Origin of the sequence: Microbacterium sp. Kw_RZR3 (assembly GCF_029222405.1) — a bacterium.
Taxonomy (GTDB): Bacteria; Actinomycetota; Actinomycetes; order Actinomycetales; family Microbacteriaceae; genus Microbacterium.
Window position 1 is genome coordinate 1 of the sequence record NZ_JARHXC010000249.1, and the last position, 19020, is coordinate 19020.

General features: G+C 68.4%; 21 protein-coding genes. 15 read left to right on the plus strand and 6 right to left on the minus strand.

Annotation, left to right across the window (positions count from 1 at the left end; genetic code table 11):
- Nucleotides 1-101: 101 nt before the first annotated feature.
- The 10 genes from P2P98_RS13885 to arr all read left to right on the plus strand — a co-directional run bounded on the left by P2P98_RS13885 (nucleotide 102) and on the right by arr (nucleotide 10565).
- On the plus strand, nucleotides 102-1169 hold the full coding sequence (locus P2P98_RS13885; RefSeq protein WP_275800684.1) for an IS1249 family transposase: 1068 nt from the start codon (nucleotides 102-104) through the stop codon (nucleotides 1167-1169).
- 168 nt (nucleotides 1170-1337) lie between these two features.
- Nucleotides 1338-2051 carry an NYN domain-containing protein gene (locus P2P98_RS13890; RefSeq protein ID WP_275800651.1) on the plus strand — a complete coding sequence of 238 codons (714 nt, stop codon included), beginning with the start codon at nucleotides 1338-1340 and terminating at the stop codon, nucleotides 2049-2051.
- Nucleotides 2052-2172: 121 nt separating this feature from the next.
- A complete protein-coding gene (locus P2P98_RS13895; RefSeq protein WP_275800653.1) occupies nucleotides 2173-3438 on the plus strand; it encodes an extracellular solute-binding protein in 1266 nt (421 codons plus the stop codon).
- A complete protein-coding gene (locus P2P98_RS13900; protein WP_275800655.1) occupies nucleotides 3435-4400 on the plus strand; it encodes a sugar ABC transporter permease in 966 nt (321 codons plus the stop codon). Before P2P98_RS13895 ends, P2P98_RS13900 begins: the two co-directional genes overlap by 4 nt.
- Nucleotides 4400-5248, plus strand: coding sequence for a carbohydrate ABC transporter permease (locus tag P2P98_RS13905; RefSeq protein WP_275800657.1), 849 nt, complete (start codon nucleotides 4400-4402; stop codon nucleotides 5246-5248). Before P2P98_RS13900 ends, P2P98_RS13905 begins: the two co-directional genes overlap by 1 nt.
- An 11-nt stretch (nucleotides 5249-5259) precedes the next feature.
- Nucleotides 5260-6528 carry a sn-glycerol-3-phosphate ABC transporter ATP-binding protein UgpC gene (gene ugpC / locus P2P98_RS13910; protein ID WP_275800658.1) on the plus strand — a complete coding sequence of 423 codons (1269 nt, stop codon included), beginning with the start codon at nucleotides 5260-5262 and terminating at the stop codon, nucleotides 6526-6528.
- A gap of 143 nt (nucleotides 6529-6671) precedes the next feature.
- Nucleotides 6672-7634: an alpha/beta hydrolase gene (locus tag P2P98_RS13915; protein ID WP_275800660.1), complete on the plus strand. Its 963-nt coding sequence runs from the start codon at nucleotides 6672-6674 to the stop codon at nucleotides 7632-7634.
- Nucleotides 7635-7654: 20 nt separating this feature from the next.
- On the plus strand, nucleotides 7655-9343 hold the full coding sequence (locus P2P98_RS13920) for an AMP-binding protein (protein WP_275800661.1): 1689 nt from the start codon (nucleotides 7655-7657) through the stop codon (nucleotides 9341-9343).
- Nucleotides 9340-10119 carry an SGNH/GDSL hydrolase family protein gene (locus tag P2P98_RS13925; protein ID WP_275800662.1) on the plus strand — a complete coding sequence of 260 codons (780 nt, stop codon included), beginning with the start codon at nucleotides 9340-9342 and terminating at the stop codon, nucleotides 10117-10119. Before P2P98_RS13920 ends, P2P98_RS13925 begins: the two co-directional genes overlap by 4 nt.
- 38 nt (nucleotides 10120-10157) lie before the next feature.
- Nucleotides 10158-10565, plus strand: coding sequence for an NAD(+)--rifampin ADP-ribosyltransferase (arr, locus tag P2P98_RS13930; protein WP_275800664.1), 408 nt, complete (start codon nucleotides 10158-10160; stop codon nucleotides 10563-10565).
- A 9-nt stretch (nucleotides 10566-10574) separates the two neighbouring features.
- Here arr and P2P98_RS13935 read toward each other — a convergent pair whose 3' ends face one another.
- The gene (locus tag P2P98_RS13935; protein ID WP_275800666.1) at nucleotides 10575-10715 is read right to left on the minus strand and encodes a hypothetical protein; all 141 of its coding nucleotides are present in this window, start codon (nucleotides 10713-10715) and stop codon (nucleotides 10575-10577) included.
- A 52-nt stretch (nucleotides 10716-10767) separates the two neighbouring features.
- On the opposite strand from P2P98_RS13935, the gene P2P98_RS13940 reads away from it, so the two are divergent.
- Complete coding sequence (locus P2P98_RS13940; protein ID WP_275800667.1) at nucleotides 10768-11064, plus strand: hypothetical protein; 297 nt, start codon at nucleotides 10768-10770, stop codon at nucleotides 11062-11064.
- Here P2P98_RS13940 and P2P98_RS13945 read toward each other — a convergent pair.
- Nucleotides 11061-11702 carry a dihydrofolate reductase family protein gene (locus P2P98_RS13945; protein ID WP_275800669.1) on the minus strand — a complete coding sequence of 214 codons (642 nt, stop codon included), beginning with the start codon at nucleotides 11700-11702 and terminating at the stop codon, nucleotides 11061-11063. The two genes, P2P98_RS13940 and P2P98_RS13945, sit on opposite strands and share 4 nt — an antisense overlap.
- Nucleotides 11703-12206: 504 nt before the next feature.
- On the opposite strand from P2P98_RS13945, the gene P2P98_RS13950 reads away from it, so the two are divergent.
- Nucleotides 12207-12533 (plus strand): hypothetical protein, encoded by a 327-nt coding sequence (locus tag P2P98_RS13950; protein WP_275800671.1) that lies wholly within the window; start codon nucleotides 12207-12209, stop codon nucleotides 12531-12533.
- Between the two features lie 228 nt (nucleotides 12534-12761).
- Here P2P98_RS13950 and P2P98_RS13955 read toward each other — a convergent pair whose 3' ends face one another.
- A complete protein-coding gene (locus P2P98_RS13955) occupies nucleotides 12762-13253 on the minus strand; it encodes a YajQ family cyclic di-GMP-binding protein (protein ID WP_013585459.1) in 492 nt (163 codons plus the stop codon).
- Between the two features lie 107 nt (nucleotides 13254-13360).
- Between P2P98_RS13955 and P2P98_RS13960 the strand changes: the two genes are divergently transcribed.
- Complete coding sequence (locus P2P98_RS13960) at nucleotides 13361-14140, plus strand: hypothetical protein (protein WP_275800673.1); 780 nt, start codon at nucleotides 13361-13363, stop codon at nucleotides 14138-14140.
- A gap of 114 nt (nucleotides 14141-14254) precedes the next feature.
- Here P2P98_RS13960 and P2P98_RS13965 read toward each other — a convergent pair whose 3' ends face one another.
- Both P2P98_RS13965 and P2P98_RS13970 read right to left on the minus strand, forming a co-directional pair.
- Entirely contained in the window at nucleotides 14255-15454 is a 1200-nt protein-coding gene (locus P2P98_RS13965) for an FAD-dependent monooxygenase (protein ID WP_275800675.1), read from the minus strand.
- Nucleotides 15451-17088 (minus strand): DHA2 family efflux MFS transporter permease subunit, encoded by a 1638-nt coding sequence (locus P2P98_RS13970; protein WP_275800677.1) that lies wholly within the window; start codon nucleotides 17086-17088, stop codon nucleotides 15451-15453. Before P2P98_RS13970 ends, P2P98_RS13965 begins: the two co-directional genes overlap by 4 nt.
- A 59-nt stretch (nucleotides 17089-17147) precedes the next feature.
- Here P2P98_RS13970 and P2P98_RS13975 point away from each other — a divergent pair, with 59 nt between their 5' ends.
- On the plus strand, nucleotides 17148-17696 hold the full coding sequence (locus tag P2P98_RS13975; RefSeq protein ID WP_275800679.1) for a MarR family transcriptional regulator: 549 nt from the start codon (nucleotides 17148-17150) through the stop codon (nucleotides 17694-17696).
- A 58-nt stretch (nucleotides 17697-17754) separates the two neighbouring features.
- Here the strand turns inward: P2P98_RS13975 and P2P98_RS13980 are convergent, their stop codons facing one another.
- Complete coding sequence (locus P2P98_RS13980; RefSeq protein WP_275800681.1) at nucleotides 17755-18306, minus strand: GNAT family N-acetyltransferase; 552 nt, start codon at nucleotides 18304-18306, stop codon at nucleotides 17755-17757.
- Between the two features lie 38 nt (nucleotides 18307-18344).
- Here P2P98_RS13980 and P2P98_RS13985 point away from each other — a divergent pair, with 38 nt between their 5' ends.
- A complete protein-coding gene (locus tag P2P98_RS13985) occupies nucleotides 18345-18845 on the plus strand; it encodes an FBP domain-containing protein (protein WP_058628674.1) in 501 nt (166 codons plus the stop codon).
- Nucleotides 18846-19020: the final 175 nt, after the last annotated feature.

The following is a 19020-nucleotide window of genomic DNA, read 5'->3' on the forward strand; positions in this document are numbered from 1 at the left end:
GGATGGGATGGTGATCTAGCCGCGCGATCACGCGGTGAAACGGGGTTGTGCATGGTCCGCGACGCTTAGGCGTGGACCATCCCTCGAATCAGGCGCTCTGCGTGATATGCGGTGCTCGGCTGGTGAAGAACGGTAAGACCGCCGCCGGAACACAGCGATGGCGCTGCCCCGACTGCGGCGCATCATCTGTCCGCTCCCGACGCGACGTGAGCGAGCGGGAGCAGCTGCGCCGGTTCCTGCGCTGGTTGACGGGCAAAACAACGCAAGCCGAAATCGGCGGCGGAACCGGGCGCTCATTTCGTCACGACACCGCCTGGTGCTGGGGTCTGCAGCCCGTGATGCCGGTCACCGGCGAAGTTCACGATGTCGTCCTCGTCGACGGTGTCTGGATCGGCTCCTGGTGCCTTCTCATCGCCCAATCCGACACCGGACGCGTCCTCGCCTGGCAGTGGTGCGCCCGAGAATCCACCGCCGCGTGGACGGCCCTGTTCGAACAGGTCCCGCCCCCGGTCGTCGTCGTCACCGACGGCGGTTCCGGCATCCGCTCCGCCCTAGCCACGACCTGGCCCGACACCGCCGTGCAACGCTGCATCTTCCACCTGCAACTGAACGTCACCCGCGAGCTGACGCGCAATCCCCGCACCCGCGCCGGCCGCGACCTGCGCCAGATCTCCCTCGCGTTGACCGCGGTCCACACCATCGATGACGCCATCTCCTGGCGGCTCACGTTGCAAGCGTGGTGGCAGACCCACGGGCATCTCACCAAAGAACGCACCCTCTACGCGAACGGGCACTTCGGGTTCACCCACTTCAAACTCCGCCGAGCCTGGAATGTCCTTCATCGCGCCGCAGAATCAGGGCACGTGTTCACCACTCTCCAGCACGGAAACCCCCGCACCACTTCACGCCTGGAGGGTTTGAACAGTCAGATCCGCCACCTTCTGCGCCATCACCGGGGCATGCCCACCGAGCACCGCCGCAAAGCCGTCGAGTGGTTCCTGCTGCTGCACGAGGTTCCCCTCGAGCGCGCGCACCGGCACGCCATCACGCCCACCCCGCCGGCCACACCCGACGAGCCCGACGACGACGGACAGCCAGCTCTCTACGACACCGCCGTCACCGCCGAGGAAGGCCTCTGGATCCGAACCGGATGGGCAGGACGGAGCTGACACGCCCGAGCCATACACACGTTCTTGCCTATAAGCCGAACGTGCGGAGCGGCGCGTCGATGAAAACAAAGACGCCCTCCCGGAAGAGGGCGTCGGGCAGCGATCGTGACAATCAACCGCTGCTGTGGTGTCCGCCCAGTTTATCACCGCAGGGAAGTGGAGGGGAGTGTGGAAGCCGCAGAAGCAGAACGTCTCATCGTCTACATCGATGGCTTCAACCTGTATCACGGCCTGCACGACGCGGCTGGTAACCGGCTGCTGTGGCTCGACATCGTCAAGCTCGCGACAACTCTGCGGCCGCGGTCAGCTCTCGTTCAGGTCACGTACTTCACCGCCATCGTCCTGAACGAACCCGATGCGCAGGCTCGCCAGGATCGGTACCTCGCCGCGCTCCGCAGCTTGCACCCGAGCCGATTGACCGTGATCAAAGGCCAGTTTCAGGAGAAGTCTCGGACCTGTCGATCGTGCGGGGCGACATGGACCAGCTACGAAGAGAAACAGACGCATGTGAACATCGCTGTACACCTCGTCGCCGACGTCGCCGCGAACAGGGCCGAATCGTTCATGCTCATGACCGCCGACACCGATATCATCCCCGCCGTGAAAATGGCCTGGGGCGCGAATCCCAACGCACACATCTTCGCTCACTTCCCTCCTCATCGTGGTTCAGACGCCATGCGTCGTCTGATGCCCGCATCGCGACGCACCACCCTTGCCCGCGTGGAGAAGTGCCTGCTCCCTGCGGTCGTGAAGTCTCAGGACGGCGCAACCTTCCGGCGGCCCGAGAAATGGGACCCTTTGCCCGCCTCCGATGTCGTTGCTCCTCCGGCTGCGGCTGGTGAGCACGTGTGTTCATCGCCTCCACGGCAGCCCGGTAGCTGAGGTCGCGCGAGTACCATCCCCCGATCGGCGGGGGCAACCCTCGTGCCCGGATCCGCCCCGCATCGACAGGATGGACGCACGACGCCGGGCACCGACGCCCGCACCGAGGCGAGGGGGCCGGATGCGAACAACGAAACGGATCGTGGCCGGGGCGTCCGCGGTGGTCCTCGCCGGCACACTCGGCGCCTGTTCCGCGGGCGACGGGGTGCCGACCCTCACCTGGTACATCAACCCCGACGACGGCGGTCAGGCTGAGATCGCGGCATCCTGCACCGAAGCCGCCGACGGCGCGTATCGCATCGAGACCTCGCTGCTGCCGCGCGATGCCGCCTCGCAGCGGGAACAGCTCGCCCGGCGTCTCGCCGCGAGCGACCGCTCGCTCGACATCATGAGCCTCGACCCGCCGTTCATCCCCGAGCTCGCCGAGCCCGGATTCCTCGCTCCCGTCCCCGATGAGCTGCAGGACACCGACGGCATCGTCGAGGGCGCGGTGCAGTCGGCCAGCTGGAACGGGGAGCTCGTGACGGTGCCGTTCTGGGCCAACACGCAGCTGCTCTGGTACCGCAAGTCGGTCGCCGAAGCCGCCGGTCTCGACATGACGCAGCCGGTCACGTGGGACCAGATCATGCAGGCCGCGGAAGACCAGAACAAGCAGCTCGGCGTCCAGGGCGCACTCGCCGAGTCGCTCACGGTCTGGATCAACGCCCTCGTCGCCTCGGGCGGCGGCAAGATCCTCGAGGATCCCGAGGCGAAGCCCGACGAGATGCAGCTGGGCCTCGAGTCCGACGCGGGCAAGAAGGCGGCCGAGATCATCGGGCGTATCGGATCGTCGAACCTCGGCGGCCCGGGACTGCCGACGGCCGACGAGAACGCGAGCATGAACCTCTTCCAGGGCGACAACGGATCGTTCATGGTCAACTGGCCGTTCGTCTACCCGGCCATGCAGGGCGCGGCCCCCGAGGTCGTCGAGGACCTCGGCTGGGCGGTCTACCCCCGAGTGGATGCCGGGACCCCGGCCGCTCCTCCCGTCGGAGGGATCAACCTCGGCGTCGGTGCGTACAGCGAGCACACCGACCTGGCCTGGCAGGCCGTGAAATGCATCGTCAGCCCCGAGAACCAGGCGCAGTACTTCGTCACCAACGGCAACCCGCCCTCCAACCTCGCCGCGTACGACGACGCCGAGGTGAACGAGAGGTTCCCGATGGCCGACACGATCGCGGAGTCGCTGCAGCTGGGCGCGCCCCGACCGCAGACGCCGTATTACAACGAGATCTCCATCGGGCTGCAGCGCACGTGGCATCCACCGAACGCCGTCACCCCCGATACGACGCCGCAGACCTCGACCGACTTCATCCTCGCGGTGCTCAGAGGGGAGCGACTGCTGTGACCGACACCACCGTCACCCGTGCCACTCGGCACACCGAACCGGAGGCCCCGAAGAAGAAGCGCCGCTCTGACCGCGCGCGGGCGGAGGCCCGGCTGGGCTGGATGCTCGCGGGCCCCGCGTTCGGCATCATGCTCCTGGTCACGCTGTATCCGATCGTGCAGGCGCTGTGGGATTCGCTCTTCAGCCTGCGACTGACGGCACCGGACGACCGGGAGTTCATCTGGTTCCGCAACTACCAGGTCATCCTCGGCGACCCGGCGTTCTGGCAATCCATGGGCGTCACGCTCTTCATCACCGTCGTCACGGTGCTGCTCGAGCTGATCATCGGCTTCGGTTTCGCGCTCGTGATGCACCGGGCGATCAAGAAGCTCCGCGGCTTCGCCCGCACGGCGATCCTCGTGCCCTACGGCATCATCACCGTCGTCTCGGCCTTCGCGTTCTTCTACGCCTTCGACATCAACTCCGGCGGGTACGTCAACAGCTGGCTGTCGTGGATCCCCGGGTTCGACGAGAACCTCAACTGGTTCGCTTACCAAGGCACCTCGCTCACGGTCATCATCCTCAGCGAGGTCTGGAAGACCACGCCCTTCATCTCGCTCCTGCTGCTGTCGGGCCTCGCGCAGGTGCCCGGTGACCTCGAGGAGGCCGCGAAGGTCGACGGAGCCACGGGGTGGGAGGTGCTCCGCCGCGTCATTCTGCCGAACATGAAGGCCGCGATCATGGTGGCCGTGCTCTTCCGCACGCTCGAGGCGTTCCGCATCTTCGACAACATCTTCATCATGACCGCGGGGGCCAACGACACCGAAGCGCTGTCGCTGCTGGCCTACAACACCTCGATCGGGCGCCTCGAGATCGGACTCGGGTCGGCCATCTCGGTGCTGCTGTTCCTCAGTGTGCTGATCATCGCCGGCATCTTCATCAAGGGCTTCAAAGTGGATCTGTCTGCGGGGAGGAACTCCTGATGCGTGCAATGACCTGGCCCCAGCGGATCATGTGGCTCGTGATCATCGCGGTCGTGCTGGTGTGGTCGCTCTTCCCGGTCTTCTCGATTCTGATGACGTCGTTCAACACGCAGGCGGGCCTCTTCTCCGGAACGCTGCTGCCCACCGAATGGACGCTCGACAACTACGCAACGATCCTCGCCCCGGGCGGTAGCGCGCAGGACCTGTTCCTCCCGGCGCTGCGCAACTCGATCGGCATCTCGCTCATCGCGACGTTCATCGCCGTGGTGCTCGCCACCCTCTGCGCCTACGCGATCGCCCGGCTCGACTTCCCCGGCAAGCGCATCATCCTCACCACGGCGCTCGCGGTGTCGGTCTTCCCGATCGTGTCGATCGTGACGCCGCTGTTCAACCTGTGGCGCGTGGTCGGCCTCTACGACACCTGGCTCGGCCTGATCATCCCGTACCTGTCGTTGACCCTGCCGATCTCGATCTGGACGCTCGCCGCGTTCTTCCGCCAGATCCCGTGGGAGCTCGAGCAGGCCGCCCAGGTCGACGGGGCGACGCCCTTCGAGGCGTTCCGCAAGACCGTCGTGCCGCTCGCGGCCCCCGGTGTCTTCACCACCGCGATCATCGCGTTCTTCATCGCGTGGAACGACTTCGTCTACGGCATCTCCCTGACATCGACGGATGCCGCCCGCCCGGTGCCCGCGGCCCTGTCCTTCTTCACCGGGGCCTCGCAGTTCGAGGAACCCACGGGTGCGATCTCGGCGGCGGCCATCGTCGTCACCATCCCCATCGTCATCGTCGTCGTGATCTTCCAGCGCCGGATCGTGTCCGGCCTCACGCAGGGCGCCGTCAAAGGCTAAGGAGCGAGTCCATGGCATCCATCACTCTCAACAGGATCGTCAAGACCTACGACGACGGCTTCACCGCGGTCAAGGGCGTCGACCTCGACATCGCCGACGGCGAGTTCGTGATCCTCGTCGGGCCCTCGGGCTGCGGCAAGTCGACGCTGCTGCGCATGATCGTCGGACTCGAGGACATCTCGGACGGCGAGCTGAAGATCGCCGACGAGGTCGTGAACGACAAGGCGCCCAAGGACCGGAACCTCGCGATGGTCTTCCAGAACTACGCGCTCTACCCGCACCTGACGGTGTACGAGAACATCGCGTTCCCGATGCGGCTGAAGTCGAGCGACCTCGACGACAAAGAGATCGACGAGCGCGTGCGCCGGGCGTCGAAGCTGCTCGAGCTCGACGAGCACCTCGAGCGCAAGCCCGCGAACCTCTCGGGCGGTCAGCGTCAGCGCGTCGCGATGGGCCGCGCGATCGTGCGCAACGCCAGTGCGTTCCTGTTCGACGAGCCGCTGTCGAACCTCGATGCGAAGCTGCGGGGGCAGATGCGCACCGAGATCGCGCGGCTGCAGCGCTCGCTCGGCATCACGACGGTTTATGTCACGCACGACCAGACCGAGGCCATGACCCTCGGTGACCGGGTCGCGGTTCTGCGTCGCGGCGAGCTGCAGCAGGTCGCGAGCCCGCGCGGGCTCTACGACCAGCCGGTGAACCTCTTCGTCGCGGGCTTCATCGGCTCGCCGCCGATGAACTTCCTCAGCGGCACCGTCGACGGCGACGTGCTGCGCCTGCCGATCGCCGATGTGCCGCTCGACGACCGGCTGCGCAAAGCCGTCGAGGGGCGCGACCTCGTGATCGTGGGCGTCCGACCCGACGCGTTCGAAGACGCCGACTCGACCGAGCGCGACCTCTCCGGCGGCATCACGGCCGAGCTCGACATCGAGATGACCGAGTGGCTCGGCGAGGTGCTCTACGCCTATGTACCCTATGAGACCGACGCCACGGTGAAGGACAAGCTGTCGGAGCTCGACCGCGACCTCGACGGCGAGAGCCTGCGGACCGAGCTCGTCGTGGCGCTGGATGCCATGAGCTCGATCCGGGCGGGGGATGCCGCGCGCCTGTGGTTCTCTGCCGACTCGCTGCACCTGTTCGACCCGGAGACGGGCGTGAACCTCACGCGCGACGAGGAGAAGGCCGAGAAGCTCGAGGAGGACGCTCGGGCGGCGCGCAAGCGCGCGCTGGAGCGGGCGAAGGAGCGCGCCGCCCGCGAAGACGCGTCGGCGTCGCGCTGACGGGCGTCGGCGTCGCGCGGGGCGGGCCGAACTCCTGAGTAGCGGCACCTCGGGGGTCGGAGCCGCCGTCTACCCGGCTCTTTCGGCCGGCTTCTCAGGAGTTCTGCACGGTCTCGCTAAGCGCCCCGCCGTAGGCTGGGGTGATGGGGGAGTGGCATCCGGACATCCTCGGTGAGGGCTTCGAGCAGCAGACGCTGCCGCTCGGCGACGATGTCGACGGAGAGGTGGTCGCCACACTCGTGCGAGCCCGACCGCATGCGGGGGCGCGCCTGTTCGGTGAGCTGCGCGATACCGACGTTCTCTACGTGCACGGATGGTCGGACTACTTCTTCCAGACGGACCTCGCCCGGTTCTTCACCGACCGCGGCGCACGGTTCTACGCGCTCGACCTGCGCAAGTACGGTCGCAGTCTGCGATCCGACCTCGCGCCCGGATACGTCGCGTCTCTCGACGTGTACGACGCCGACATCGCCGCGGCGCTGGATGCCATGGCCACCGTGCGCGAGGGGCGACGGCTCGTGCTCCTCGGGCACAGCACCGGTGGCTTGACGTTGACGCTCTGGGTGGCGCGGCATCCCGGGGTGGCCGATGCGCTCATCCTGAACAGCCCGTGGCTAGAGCTGCAGCTCGGCCCGCTCGGACGGCAGGCCCTCGCCCCGCTCGTCAACGCCCGCGCGCGGTTCGATCCGCTTGGCACGCATCCCGTCGTCGACCTCGGCTTCTATACCCGGGCTCAACGCGAGCTCGGGACCCTCCCGGACAGCCCCGAGGGCTGGCGGCCCGCGCAGGGGTTCCCGACCCATCCGGGATGGCTGGCGGCCATCATCGCGGGCCACGCGCGGGTGGCATCCGGTCTCGATGTCGGCTGTCCGATCCTCGTGCTGCTGTCCGCCCGATCGACGGTGGCGCTCAGCTGGAACGACGCGATGCGCGAGACCGACTCGGTGCTGGTGGTCGACGACATCGCTCGAGCGGCGACCCGCATCGCCCGCACGGTAACGATCGCGCGGATCGACGGTGCCCTGCACGATGTCTTCCTCTCGGCACCGGGGGCGCGGGATGCCGCCTACGCGGCGCTCGGGGCATGGCTGCGAGGGCTAGCGTAGAACGCGATCGAAGGAGACCCATGACCCTCACCGCCACCGCGCGCTACCGCGCCGCCCGCGACGAACTCCTCGCGGCGCGCACCGACCCCGACCGCGCGGCGGCGTTCACCTGGCCACGGTTCGAGGGACCCTTCAACTGGGCGATCGACTGGTTCGACCCGATGGCGCGAGGCAACGACGCTCCGGCTCTGATCGTCGTCGATGACGACGGCACCCACCACCAGCGCACCTTCGACGAGCTCGCCCGCCGATCGGACCAGGTCGCCGCGTGGTTGGCATCCCGGGGCGTCCGTCGCGGAGACGCGGTGCTGCTCATGCTCGGCAATCAGGTCGAGCTGTGGGAGGCGATGCTCGGCATCATGAAGCTCGGCGGCGTGATCGCGCCGACCACGACCGCTCTCGGCGCCGGCGACCTCGCCGACCGGATCCAGCGGGCCGAGATCCGCCACGTCATCGTCGGGGCATCGGATGCCGAGAAGTTCGACGACCTGCCCGAGGGTCTCGGTCGCATCGTGGTGGGCGGTCAGCACGCGGGATGGGCCGCGTACGACGACGCGTTCCTCGCCGAGGCGGACCCCGCGCGGCATCCGGAGACCCTCGCCGACGATCGCCTGCTGCTCTACTTCACGTCGGGGACCACGTCGAAGCCGAAGCTCGTCGAGCACACGCACGCGTCGTATCCCGTGGGGCACCTCTCGACGATGTACTGGTTGGGCCTCCAACCCGGCGACGTGCACCTCGCCATCAGTTCGCCGGGGTGGGCGAAGCACGCGTGGAGTCTCTTCTTCGCGCCGTGGATCGCCGGGGCCACCGTGCTCGCCCTCAACTACTCGCGCTTCTCGGCCGAGCGTCTGCTCGACGAGCTCGAGCGCGACCGGGTCACGACGTTCTGCGCTCCGCCGACCGTGTGGCGCATGCTGATCCAGGCCGACCTCACCGGGCGGCGAGGGGCGCTGCGCGAGGTCGTCTCGGCGGGCGAGCCGCTCAACCCCGAGGTCATCGCGACCGTGCAGCGCGCGTGGGGCCTCGACATCCGCGACGGCTACGGCCAGACCGAGATGACCGCCGTCGTCGCCAACACCCCGGGTGCCCAGCTCGTCCCCGGGTCGATGGGACGCCCTCTGCCGGGCTGCCCCGTCGTGCTGATCGATCCGGTGACCGGAGAGCCGGCCGACGAGGGCGAGATCTGCCTCGACCTGTCGGAGCGACCGCTCAACCTCATGACCGGCTACGTCGGCGACCCGGAACGCAACGACGAGTCCACCGCGAACGGTCTGTTCCACACGGGAGACGTGGCGCGCCGCGACGACCTCGGCACGATCACCTACATCGGTCGCACCGACGACGTGTTCAAGTCCTCGGACTACAAGATCAGTCCGTTCGAGCTCGAGAGCGTGCTCATCGAGCACCCGGCCGTGGTCGAGGCGGCCGTCGTTCCCGCCCCCGACGACCTGCGTCTCTCGGTGCCGAAGGCCTACGTCGTGCTCGCCGCGGGGTTCGAGGCCGGCGAAGAGGTCGCGATCGACATCCTCCGCTACGCCCGCGAGAAGCTGGCGCCGTTCCAGCGGCTGCGCCGCGTCGAGTTCCTCGAACTGCCGAAGACGATCTCGGGCAAGATCCGCCGCGTCGAACTGCGTCAGCGCGAGGAGGCCGCGGTGCGCGGCGAGGTCACCCCGGTGGAGTGGCGCGACGACACGCTCCGGGGATGACCCGGCGCGCGTGGACCATCGCGGCGTCGCTCGGCGGCGGCGCCGCGGTCGTCGCCGCGGCGCTCGTGCTCTCGCAGGGGGCGACACCGGATGCCATGCCGTCCGCATCCGCGACGTCGCCGTCGGTGACGCCCACGCGCACCTCGTCGCCGCGTCCCTCGCCGTCGGTGACGCCGACGTCGTCCCCGACGCCGTCCACGTCGACCTCCGGGCTGTTGCGGATCCCGCGCGACGCGAAGGGGAACGCGCGCCTGCTCATCACGGGTGACTCGCTCGCGGCCGGATTCTTCGCCTCCACCGAGGCGCAGGGCTTCTCGTCCCTCGTCACAGGAGCGTTGGGGCGTGTCACGCCGACGACGGTGTCGCGCGCGCATCAAACCCTCTCGACGGTCGCGGGTGTCACCGAGGTCCCGCCCGACCTCGATCTGGCGGTGATCGAACTGGGGACCAACGATGTCGGCATCCCGACCCCGCTCGCGGACTTCGAAGCGCAATACGGCGATCTGCTGGGGCGGATCCGCACGTCGTCGCCGGACGCTGCCCTGGTCTGCCTCGGCACCTGGACCGCCGACGGCGCGGCCTACGACGAGACGATCGCGCGCGTCTGCGCGGCGAACGCGGGGCGATACGTCTCGCTCGCGGGTCTCTTCGCCCTGCCCGAGCTGCACGGGCCGGACGGCCGGGACACCTTCGCCGGGCCGGGCGACGACTTCCACCCCAACGACGCGGGACACCGAGCGATCGCGGACGCCGTGCTGGGCGTCCTCGCGCGCTGACGGTTGCGCCCGGCTCGTCGGGTGCCGAGAATCGCGTGGTGAGCGAGATCCTGGATGCCGGTCCCTTCTTCCACGGAACGAAAGCCGCCCTGCGGGTCGGTGACCTCTTGACCCCGGGCTTCCGATCGAACTACCGCCCCGAGATCGTGATGAATCACGTGTACTTCACCTCGCGTCTCGACGGGGCGGGGCTGGCCGCCGAGATCATCCCGGGGGATGGACCCCCGCGCGTGTACGAGGTCGAGCCGACGGGCGAGTTCGAGGACGACCCGAACGTCACCGACAAGAAGTTCCCCGGCAACCCCACACGGTCGTTCCGCAGCGCCGCACCGGTGCGGATCGTCGCCGAGCGCGACGACTGGACCCGCCTGACCCCCGAGGCGCTTGAGACGTGGCGACGACGCCTGACCGAGATGCGCGACGGGAACGCCGAGATCATCAACTGACCGCGCGGTTCACGCCGGCTCGGTCGTGCGGATCAATCCGCAGTTCACGCACGACCACGCGACGAGGAAGCGTTCGTCGTCGAGAATCTCGAACGACAGCGGGTCTCCGCACGTGGGGCACCGGCGCGGATCGGGAGTGCGCTGACGCATGACACTCAGGCTACGCGCGGTGTCGCGCGGGAGGGGTCGATAGGCTCGGGGGATGCCGGACGGACCTCGCCCCTCCGACGCGCGGACGCTCCACATCGTGGCGCTGGTGCTGGCGGTTCTCTCGGTCGTGGCGTTCTTCACGCTCACCGGCGGGGTGATCGACTACCTGATCATGATCGCGTGCGCGGGAGCGGCGGTGTTCTTCGCCATCCGGGGAGTGCTCCGCCCCGGGACGCTCCGGTGGGTGGTACTCGCCGCCGGAATCGTGGCGACGCTCATGCTCGTGACGTCGCTCGGTCTGTTCGTCATCCGCGTGACGCGGGTGCTGACGTCCGACGCCCCGTTCTAACGGGCGTAGGTGACGTGAATGACGCCGCTCTCGGCGACCTCCGACGTCACGGTGTAGCGCTGGTCGAGGCCGCGCAGACCGTCCCACAGGCGGTCGCCCTGTCCGAGGATCACCGGGCGGACGGCGACGTGCAGGCGGTCGACCAGGTCGGCCTCGAGCGCGGACCGAACGGTCGACAGCCCGCCGCCGATCCGGACGTCCGCGTCGTCGGCGAGTTCGCGCGCCCGGGCCACGGCATCCGCGATGTCCTCTGACGTGAATTCGAATCGCGTCCCGTTGTCGAAGGTGATCGGCGCGCGCTCCCGGTGGGTGAGAACGAGGACGGGAACGCGGAACGGCGGCTCGTCGCCCCACCAACCGCGCCAGTCGGGGTCGTCGGGGAACGAGTGGAGTCCGAACATGGCCGCCCCCATCACCTCGGCGCCGATGCCCTCGAAGTACGCCGCGGCGTAGCGGTCGTCGACCCCGGTGGTGCCGGCGCCCGAGGTGTCGCCGAAGACGCGGGCGCGGAACGTCCGCGTCGCCATGTAGTCCTCGACGAGCCGGCCCCAGTCCTCGCCCATGGGATTCTCGGCGGTCTGATCAGCGGGTGCCGCCACCCCATCGAGCGAGATGTTCAGATCGACGCGGACGGCCATGGCTTCCCCTTTGCGGAACGGGTCAGTGGTGATGCGTGAATCGTACGCCGGTGGCGCTTCCCCGCCGAAAGGGGGACAGACATCGGCCATGCTCCGCCGTACGGTGGATCCCTTACTCGCTTCGACGACGCAGCGCTCCCCGCACGATCTGACCGTTCAGGAGCACCGATGTCTCGCCCACGCACTGTCACCCACGCGTACCGAATGCCGGGCGGGTGGGAGAAGATCGATCGGCAGGCTCTCACCGCCGACCACGCGGAGGCGCTTCGCGGCGAGGGTTTTACTCTCGTCCGCGCTCGCCGCGGCTGGTCCGATACGCGGGAGATCTCGCTCAGCCTCTTCCTGGCGAAACACGGCTAGACCGAGCGGCTCCGTGCCCCCGCGCGAGTCGCCGAATCGGGCATTACCCGGCGGTGGCGAGCTGGCGGCTTCCGGGGTGGACCTGCGCGCAGAGCTGGTCGGCACCGCTACGCATGCTGCACCGCGTCCAACTACCATGGAGGCATGACCCCGCGAGACAGTCCGACTCTCGCCGATATGACGTCGTGGGTTCATCACTACGACGAGCACATCGCTGCCACGCCGGCTCGAGTGGTCGCGCACGGCGATCCTACGCAGGAGGGCCCGGGGATCGTTCTTGTCTATCTGAAGTACGCGCCTGCGGCCGTTTACCTCCAACTCAACGCGAACGGCAAGTGGGCGGCCACCCTCACCGAGCGCACCGACGAGCTGACGGGCACATCGCTCGATCTCATCGGTCTCGGCGAAGAAGTCACGGCCGCGGGGCGGCTGTGCGCGTACCTGCAGGAACGCACGGACGCACTCGTCTGAGCTCGCTGCTCGGCACATTCACCTGCCGACCTCGCTGCTCGCGGGCACGAGATGCGACGTGGCATCCGCCGCGGCTGCAGTCGTCGTCCACGCTGAACACGTACGCCCACCTGTGGCCGTCCGTGGAGGACACGACGCGAGCGGCGACGGCGGACCTCATGATCTCCTTCGCCGCTCTCGCGGACTGTCCGCGGGCTCCGGGCGGAAAGCCCGGGTCAGCGCGACTTCTTACCGGTAGTTCGTGAACTGCAGATCCACGTCGAGGTCGGCGGCCTTCAGCAGGCGCTGAACCTCTTGCAGGTCGTCGCGCGACTTCGACTGGACGCGCAGTTCGTCGCCCTGGATCTGCGACTTCACGCCCTTGGGGCCCTCGTCGCGAATGATCTTGCCGATCTTCTTCGCGATCTCCTGCGAGATGCCTTCCTTGAGCGTGGAGGTGATGCGGTACTCCTTGCCGCTCTGCACCGGCTCGCCGCTCTCGAGGCTCTTCAGCGAGATGCCGCGCTTGATGAGCTTGGTCTGGAAGACGTCGAGCACGGCGTTCGCGCGCTCTTCGGAGTTCGCTTTGATGACGATCGATTCGCCGCTCCAGGCGATCGACGCGTCGGTGCCTTTGAAGTCGTACCGCTGCTCAACTTCTTTGTGAGCCTGGTTCAGGGCGTTGTCGGCTTCCTGTCGATCGATTTTCGAGACGATGTCGAATGAGCTGTCGCTTGCCATCCCACGAGTTTACAACCGCGGAAAATCAGGCCTCGGGGACTTGTGCCCGACGACGATGAGAGCCACGCATACCGGGTGACGTATGGGGTGAGCCCTAGCCTCGGGCCATGTCACGACGACGCGTCCCCCGCTTCCGCGCCGTACTGCTCTCCCTCATCGCGGTGGGGGCGCTGCTGCCGCTCTCGGCGTGCGCGTCCGGATCCGGCCACGCGCCGCCCTCGGGAGCGCAGGATCCCGAGGTCGTCGCCGCTCGCACCGCAGCCGCCGGCGCGGAAGACGAGTTGCTGGCCGCGGCCGCAATGGGTGAGGTCATCTCGACGGGCGTGCAGGACTACTGCAAGCGCGGGTCGTACAGCGCACCCTGGGGTCCCTTCGACCGGTACTACTGGTCGTGCGGACACGTCACCACCCGGGTCGTGTCGACCGACACCGCCGATCCTGCCGCGCTCATCGCCGGATACCGCGCCCGTCTCGGCGACATCGGGTGCGTGCCCGACGAGGCCGCCTTCGACATGACCGCCCAGTACTGGCAGATGTACGGGGTGCCGGGGCACAACGCCAACGGCGACCCGTACTCCGTCGACGACCTGCCCGGCGGGACCGCCGTCTGCGCGGACGGACGCAGCATGGGGGTCGCGGTCCGCTCCGCGGCGGGCTTCGACAGGGGGACTTTCTTCACGTACGCCGAGGGCGACGGCGAGAAGATCACGGATCAACGCGTCGATGCGGCCCTGGTCCACGCGCGCGCTCCGGAACTCGTCGTCGTGCTGAGCACCAGCACCGGGTATCACAGCGTCCTCCGCAACGAGCCCGAGCCCGAGGACACCCCCGAGCCGGGATACTGCGCCTGCTACAGCGGCAATCCGTGTGACTGCCCGGGCGGGTAGAGCGTGTTTCCGCGACACTCTCGGGTGCCGTGCGGGTGAGCCTCGAGGGGGCGTCGCGTCGGGTGATCCGCCGTCGTCTCCCATCGCCGTGGTTCAGCGTTGCCGTCGCACGGCTCACTCGTAGTCGGGCAGCTCGAAAGTGTCGGCAGGAGGGCGGAACAGCCCCGCGGTCACGCGCCGACCGGCGCGCGACGCGGCCGCTCGCAGCACGCCGTGGAAGATGGCGATCCCGGCGCGAGAGCGCGGGTTCGCGAGCCGCGGTGTACCGGGAGGCAGATCCTGGGCGCGCTCGACGAAGGGGCGGAGGACGTCCTCGTAGCGTTGGAGGGCCGTGTCGACGTCGTTGCTGCGCCCGAGTTCGCCGGCCAAGACGTACGCACCCACGAGCGACAGGGTCGTTCCCATGCCGCTGAGCGGGGAGGCGCAGTAAGCCGCGTCACCGACGAGCGCGACCCTGCCGCGGTGCCAGGTGTCGAGGTGCACTTGCCCGACCCGGTCGAGGTAGAGCTCGTCAGTGTCGGTCATTTCGCGCAGCACGCGCGAAGCCTCCCACCCGGCATCCGCGAACCGCTCGCGCAGCCCGGCCCGCACATCTCCGGCGGTGTCGTCGCCTGTATCAGTCCGCTCGTCGCCGCGGGTCGGGTACGACAGCGTGGCGCGGATCGTGCCGAGGTTGTCGGGCCGCAGGGTCACGCTGCGCCCGCCCACGGCCGAGTACCACCGCCACCAGTCGGTGTCGTCGGGCGTGCGGGGGATCGTCAGGTACGCGGTCGACATGTTCTTCGAAACGATCGGATCGATGCCGGGGAAGACCAATCTGCGGGTACGGGAACGCATCCCCTCGGCGATCACGACGAGGTCGAAGAGCTCGTCGCTCCCGTCGTCGAATCCGACCTGGATGTCGGTGGCGCGATCATCGAGTGAGCGGATCGTCGTGCCGAAGCGGAAGACGACACGATCGGCGATGAGGTCGAACAGAACGCGCGACAGCTCGCCGCGGAGGATTTCGAGCTCCGCTGTCGCGCCACCGGTGTCGTCGCGCCCCGCCGGGAAGCTCGCCACGGTCTGCCCGCGGCCCCCGATGAACCGCGTCCCCACCTCGTGCGTGTTCCGGGCGCGGATCGCCTCCTCCACCCCCATGCGGCGCGCCACCTCGCGCCCGGCCCCGCGGATGTCGATGTTCTGCCCGCCCGTGCGAAGCTCGGGCGCGCGCTCGATCACGGTGACGTCCCATCCCGCGCGGTCCATCCAGACGGCGAGCGTCGGTCCCGCGATGCTCGCGCCGCTGATGAGGACTCGTCTCCGCGCGGTCATCGTGTCACCTCCGTCGTGGCCGTCGCCCCGGACGCGGGTTGCTCGGACGCCTCGGCACTCACCGGGCGGGAAGGGATGAGGAATGTGGCGATGACGCCGATGACGAGGAACCCGGCGGCGACGAAGGCGCCGAAGGCGACGGCATCCGTCATCGCCTGACGTGCCAGGGCCGCCACGTTCTCGAGGCCCGGCACCTGGCCGATCGGTGCGATCGCCGCACCGGCGCTGTCGGTCACCGCATCGGCGAAATCCTTCGCGTCGGTGGGGGCCAGTCCACTGTCTTCCAGTTTGCCCTCGAGGGTCCGGCTGAGCGAGGAGAAGAAGACGGTCGTGAGGGCTGCGATTCCGAGCGCGGAACCGAGCTGACGGAAGGTGCTCTGGATGCCCGAGCTCTGCCCGCCTTCGTCACTGGGCACATCGGCGAGTACGACGTTGGTGACCTGTGCGGTCGCGAACCCGACGCCCACGCCGTAGAAGAAGAGGACGACGGATACGAACGGCCAGGACGCCTCGGTGAAGGCCGCGACAAGGCCGAGGCCCGCGAGGCCGAGCACTTCCAGCACCAACCCGAGTCGCACGAAGGTCAGTGCGCTGACCCGGTTCGCGAGGGGGAAGCTGATCCCGCTGGCGACGAAGCTGCCTATCGCGATTGGTACGAGCGCGAGCCCCGCCTGCAGAGGGGAGTATCCGAGCGTGAACTGCAGCCAGAGGGGAAGCACCGCGATGATCCCGAACTCGCCGAGCCCGATGATGAGGGTGGCGATGTTGCCGTTGCGGAAGGACGCGATCGAGAACAGGCGTGTGTCCATGAGCGGCCGGTGGCGGCTGCCCGGGCGGCTGAGTCGCGCCTGCCGCCAGACGAACAAGGAGAGGAAGAAGGCGGACACGACGAGCGCGATGAAGACGGGTGACAGGCCGGAGTCCCAGCGGAAGCCGAACAGGTCGAGAGTGTTCTCACTGAGGATCCAGCCGTAGACGCGGCCCTCGACGAGTCCGAAGGCAAGCAGGCCGAGTCCGATGACCGAGAGAGCGGCGCTGAGGCCGTCGACACCACCACGGGAGCGGGCAGGCTGAACGAGGAACAGGGCGCCGATGACGAGAATGACGATCGTGAGGGGGATGTTGATGCCGAATGCCCATCGCCACGAGGCGTGCTCGGAGAGCCATCCTCCGAGCACGGGGCCGAGCGCCGTGGCGGCGCCGATCGTCGAGCCCCACACCGCGAACGCCTTACCGCGCGCGGCGCCGGTGAACATCGCGTTGAGCAGCGCGAGCGAGGTCGGCAGGACGGCGGCGGCGCCGATGCCCTGCAGGAAACGGGCGAGGATCAAGATGTCGCCCGTGGGCGCGAGACCCGCGAGCAGGCTCGTGAGGCCGAAGACGACGACGCCGGTGAGGAACACCGTCTTCGCGCCACGAAGGTCGGAGATGCGGCCGACGACGAGCAGCAGCGCGGCGAAGACGATCGCGTACGACTCCTGGATCCACTGAGCTTGGCTCGAATCGATGCCCAGGTCATCGATCACCGAGGGGGTGATGACGTTGACGATCGTCGTGTCCACGACGATCAGGGCGACACCGAGGGCCACGGCGATCAGGCCCACCCAGCGGCGCGCGTTCTCGGACAGTGTCATCGCGATCTCCTCTAGTACTTTCATGGTCAAATAATTGCTCGGAAGAATAACGTGAGGAAGTGATAACCTGCAAGTCCGACCACGGCACGTCAGGACGGGAGGCCGATGTGGGCGAACCCCACGCTCCCCTGACCCCGGACCCGGTTCCGGGGTCGGTCACGGAGGCGGTCACGGAGGCGCTCCGCGCCTACGGAGCGACGTATGCACAGGTCGCCCGGGCGTTCGCCGCTCACGCGGGACTGCACTCCACCGACGCGGCGGCGATGATCGAGATCCTCGGGGCCGAAGAGCGCGGCACGCCGCTCTCGCCCGCGAAGCTGAGCGACCGGATCGGCCTCAGCTTCGGTGCGACCTCGACCCTCTTGAATCGGCTCGAAGCAGTCGGTCACGTCGCCCGCAGCCGCACACACACCGATCGTCGAGTCGTGACACTGCACTCGACCCCCGAGGTGCAGCGGCTCGCCGAGGAGTTCTTCGAGCCGCTCGGGCAGCGCATCGACGCCCTCCTCGCCGCGCACTCTCCTTCGTTCCTCGCCGAGTTCTCGGCACTGCTGACGACGCTGCGCGACGCCACCGACGATTACGTCTCCGACGGCCGGGCAGGCTAGGGCGAGTCGTCGAAGACGCTCGCGAACCCACCTCCTGTTCGACGTTCGGCGAAACGACCTACGGCCAGCCGGGCTTCGGGGAGCGGTCGTCGTCGCGCCCGAGCGCGCCGGTCCAGGATGCCGACTGCCCGCCGTCGCGCCCGCGTACCTGCCCCGGTTGCACGCCCGTGTAGCGGAACCCGCTCTTCTGGGCCACGCGCATCGACGCGACGTTGCCGAGGACGCACTCCCAGAGCATCCGCTCGATGTCGACGCGCGCGAAGGTGGCGTCGATCACGGCTCCGAGCGCCTCCGGCATGATGCCGCGACCACGGTGCTCGGCCCCGAGCCAGTAGCCGACCATGCCCCATGGGACGCGGACACCGATCACGCCGAGCAGGGGTCCGGCATCCGATTCGCGCAGCGCCCAGGTCCATTCGCGGTCCTCGGCCCAGCCGTCCGCGACGTACCCCTCGATGAACCCGACCGCGTCGTCGCGGGTGTACGGCCACGGGGTGGTCATGTAGTGCTCGAAGACCGGGTCGGCGCAGTATCGGGCGATGTCGTCGACATCGGCGAGCGTGGGCTGATTCAGGACCAGGCGTGCGGTGCGCAGCGAGAACGGCGTCATCGCCGCAGCCTACCGATGCGCTCGTAAACTCGGATTCCATGCGAGCACTCACCGAGAACGAGGTCCGGGACGCGTTCATCAACGCCACCCCCGACGAACTGCGTGTCATCGCGATGCCCCATGATTTCGTGCTGACGGATTGGGATCACCTCGACTTCTTCGCGTGGCGCGACCCGAGAACCCGTGGGCGCGGATACGTCATCGCCGAGCGCGACGGCGAGCCCACCGGTGTGGTGCTGCGCGCCGCCGAGGGGCAGTCGCGCGCGCGGTCGGCGATGTGCAATCTCTGCCACACGATGCAGCCGGGGGATCAGGTGTCGCTGTTCACCGCCCGCAAGGCCGGGGCGGCGGGGGAGCAGGGTGACACGGTCGGCACGTACATGTGCGTCGACCTCTCGTGCCACGAGACGGTGCGCCTCGCCGCGCCCCTCGCCCCGAGCGAGATCCGCGCCAGCGTGGATCGCAAGATCGACGGCACGAAGCGGCGGACCGAGGAGTTCGTCGATCGCGTGCGCGAGGTCGCCGACATCGCACGGTAGGCACCCGGCATGAGATGCCCGGGGTGGTTGGAGGCATCCCTTCCGGGATAGTAGAGTGGTCTATCGCGCCTCCGGTCGACTGCCAAAGCCGGGCGGGTGCGCACTTGGCGAGTTACCCAAGCGGCCAAAGGGATCTGACTGTAAATCAGACTGCATTGCATTCGGGGGTTCGAAT

Bases quoted from the DNA above. Each gene is read 5' to 3' on its own strand.
- P2P98_RS13940 (WP_275800667.1), top strand. From the start codon at position 10,768: ATGCCGGACGGACCTCGCCCCTCCGACGCGCGGACGCTCCACATCGTG.
- P2P98_RS13915 (WP_275800660.1), top strand. From the start codon at position 6,672: ATGGGGGAGTGGCATCCGGACATCCTCGGTGAGGGCTTCGAGCAGCAG.
- P2P98_RS13950 (WP_275800671.1), top strand. From the start codon at position 12,207: ATGACCCCGCGAGACAGTCCGACTCTCGCCGATATGACGTCGTGGGTT.
- P2P98_RS13935 (WP_275800666.1), bottom strand. From the start codon at position 10,715: ATGCGTCAGCGCACTCCCGATCCGCGCCGGTGCCCCACGTGCGGAGAC.
- P2P98_RS13965 (WP_275800675.1), bottom strand. From the start codon at position 15,454: ATGACCGCGCGGAGACGAGTCCTCATCAGCGGCGCGAGCATCGCGGGA.
- P2P98_RS13980 (WP_275800681.1), bottom strand. From the start codon at position 18,306: ATGACGCCGTTCTCGCTGCGCACCGCACGCCTGGTCCTGAATCAGCCC.
- P2P98_RS13920 (WP_275800661.1), top strand. From the start codon at position 7,655: ATGACCCTCACCGCCACCGCGCGCTACCGCGCCGCCCGCGACGAACTC.
- P2P98_RS13960 (WP_275800673.1), top strand. From the start codon at position 13,361: ATGTCACGACGACGCGTCCCCCGCTTCCGCGCCGTACTGCTCTCCCTC.
- P2P98_RS13925 (WP_275800662.1), top strand. From the start codon at position 9,340: ATGACCCGGCGCGCGTGGACCATCGCGGCGTCGCTCGGCGGCGGCGCC.
- P2P98_RS13895 (WP_275800653.1), top strand. From the start codon at position 2,173: ATGCGAACAACGAAACGGATCGTGGCCGGGGCGTCCGCGGTGGTCCTC.
- ugpC (WP_275800658.1), top strand. From the start codon at position 5,260: ATGGCATCCATCACTCTCAACAGGATCGTCAAGACCTACGACGACGGC.
- P2P98_RS13945 (WP_275800669.1), bottom strand. From the start codon at position 11,702: ATGGCCGTCCGCGTCGATCTGAACATCTCGCTCGATGGGGTGGCGGCA.
- P2P98_RS13905 (WP_275800657.1), top strand. From the start codon at position 4,400: ATGCGTGCAATGACCTGGCCCCAGCGGATCATGTGGCTCGTGATCATC.
- P2P98_RS13985 (WP_058628674.1), top strand. From the start codon at position 18,345: ATGCGAGCACTCACCGAGAACGAGGTCCGGGACGCGTTCATCAACGCC.
- P2P98_RS13970 (WP_275800677.1), bottom strand. From the start codon at position 17,088: ATGACACTGTCCGAGAACGCGCGCCGCTGGGTGGGCCTGATCGCCGTG.
- P2P98_RS13955 (WP_013585459.1), bottom strand. From the start codon at position 13,253: ATGGCAAGCGACAGCTCATTCGACATCGTCTCGAAAATCGATCGACAG.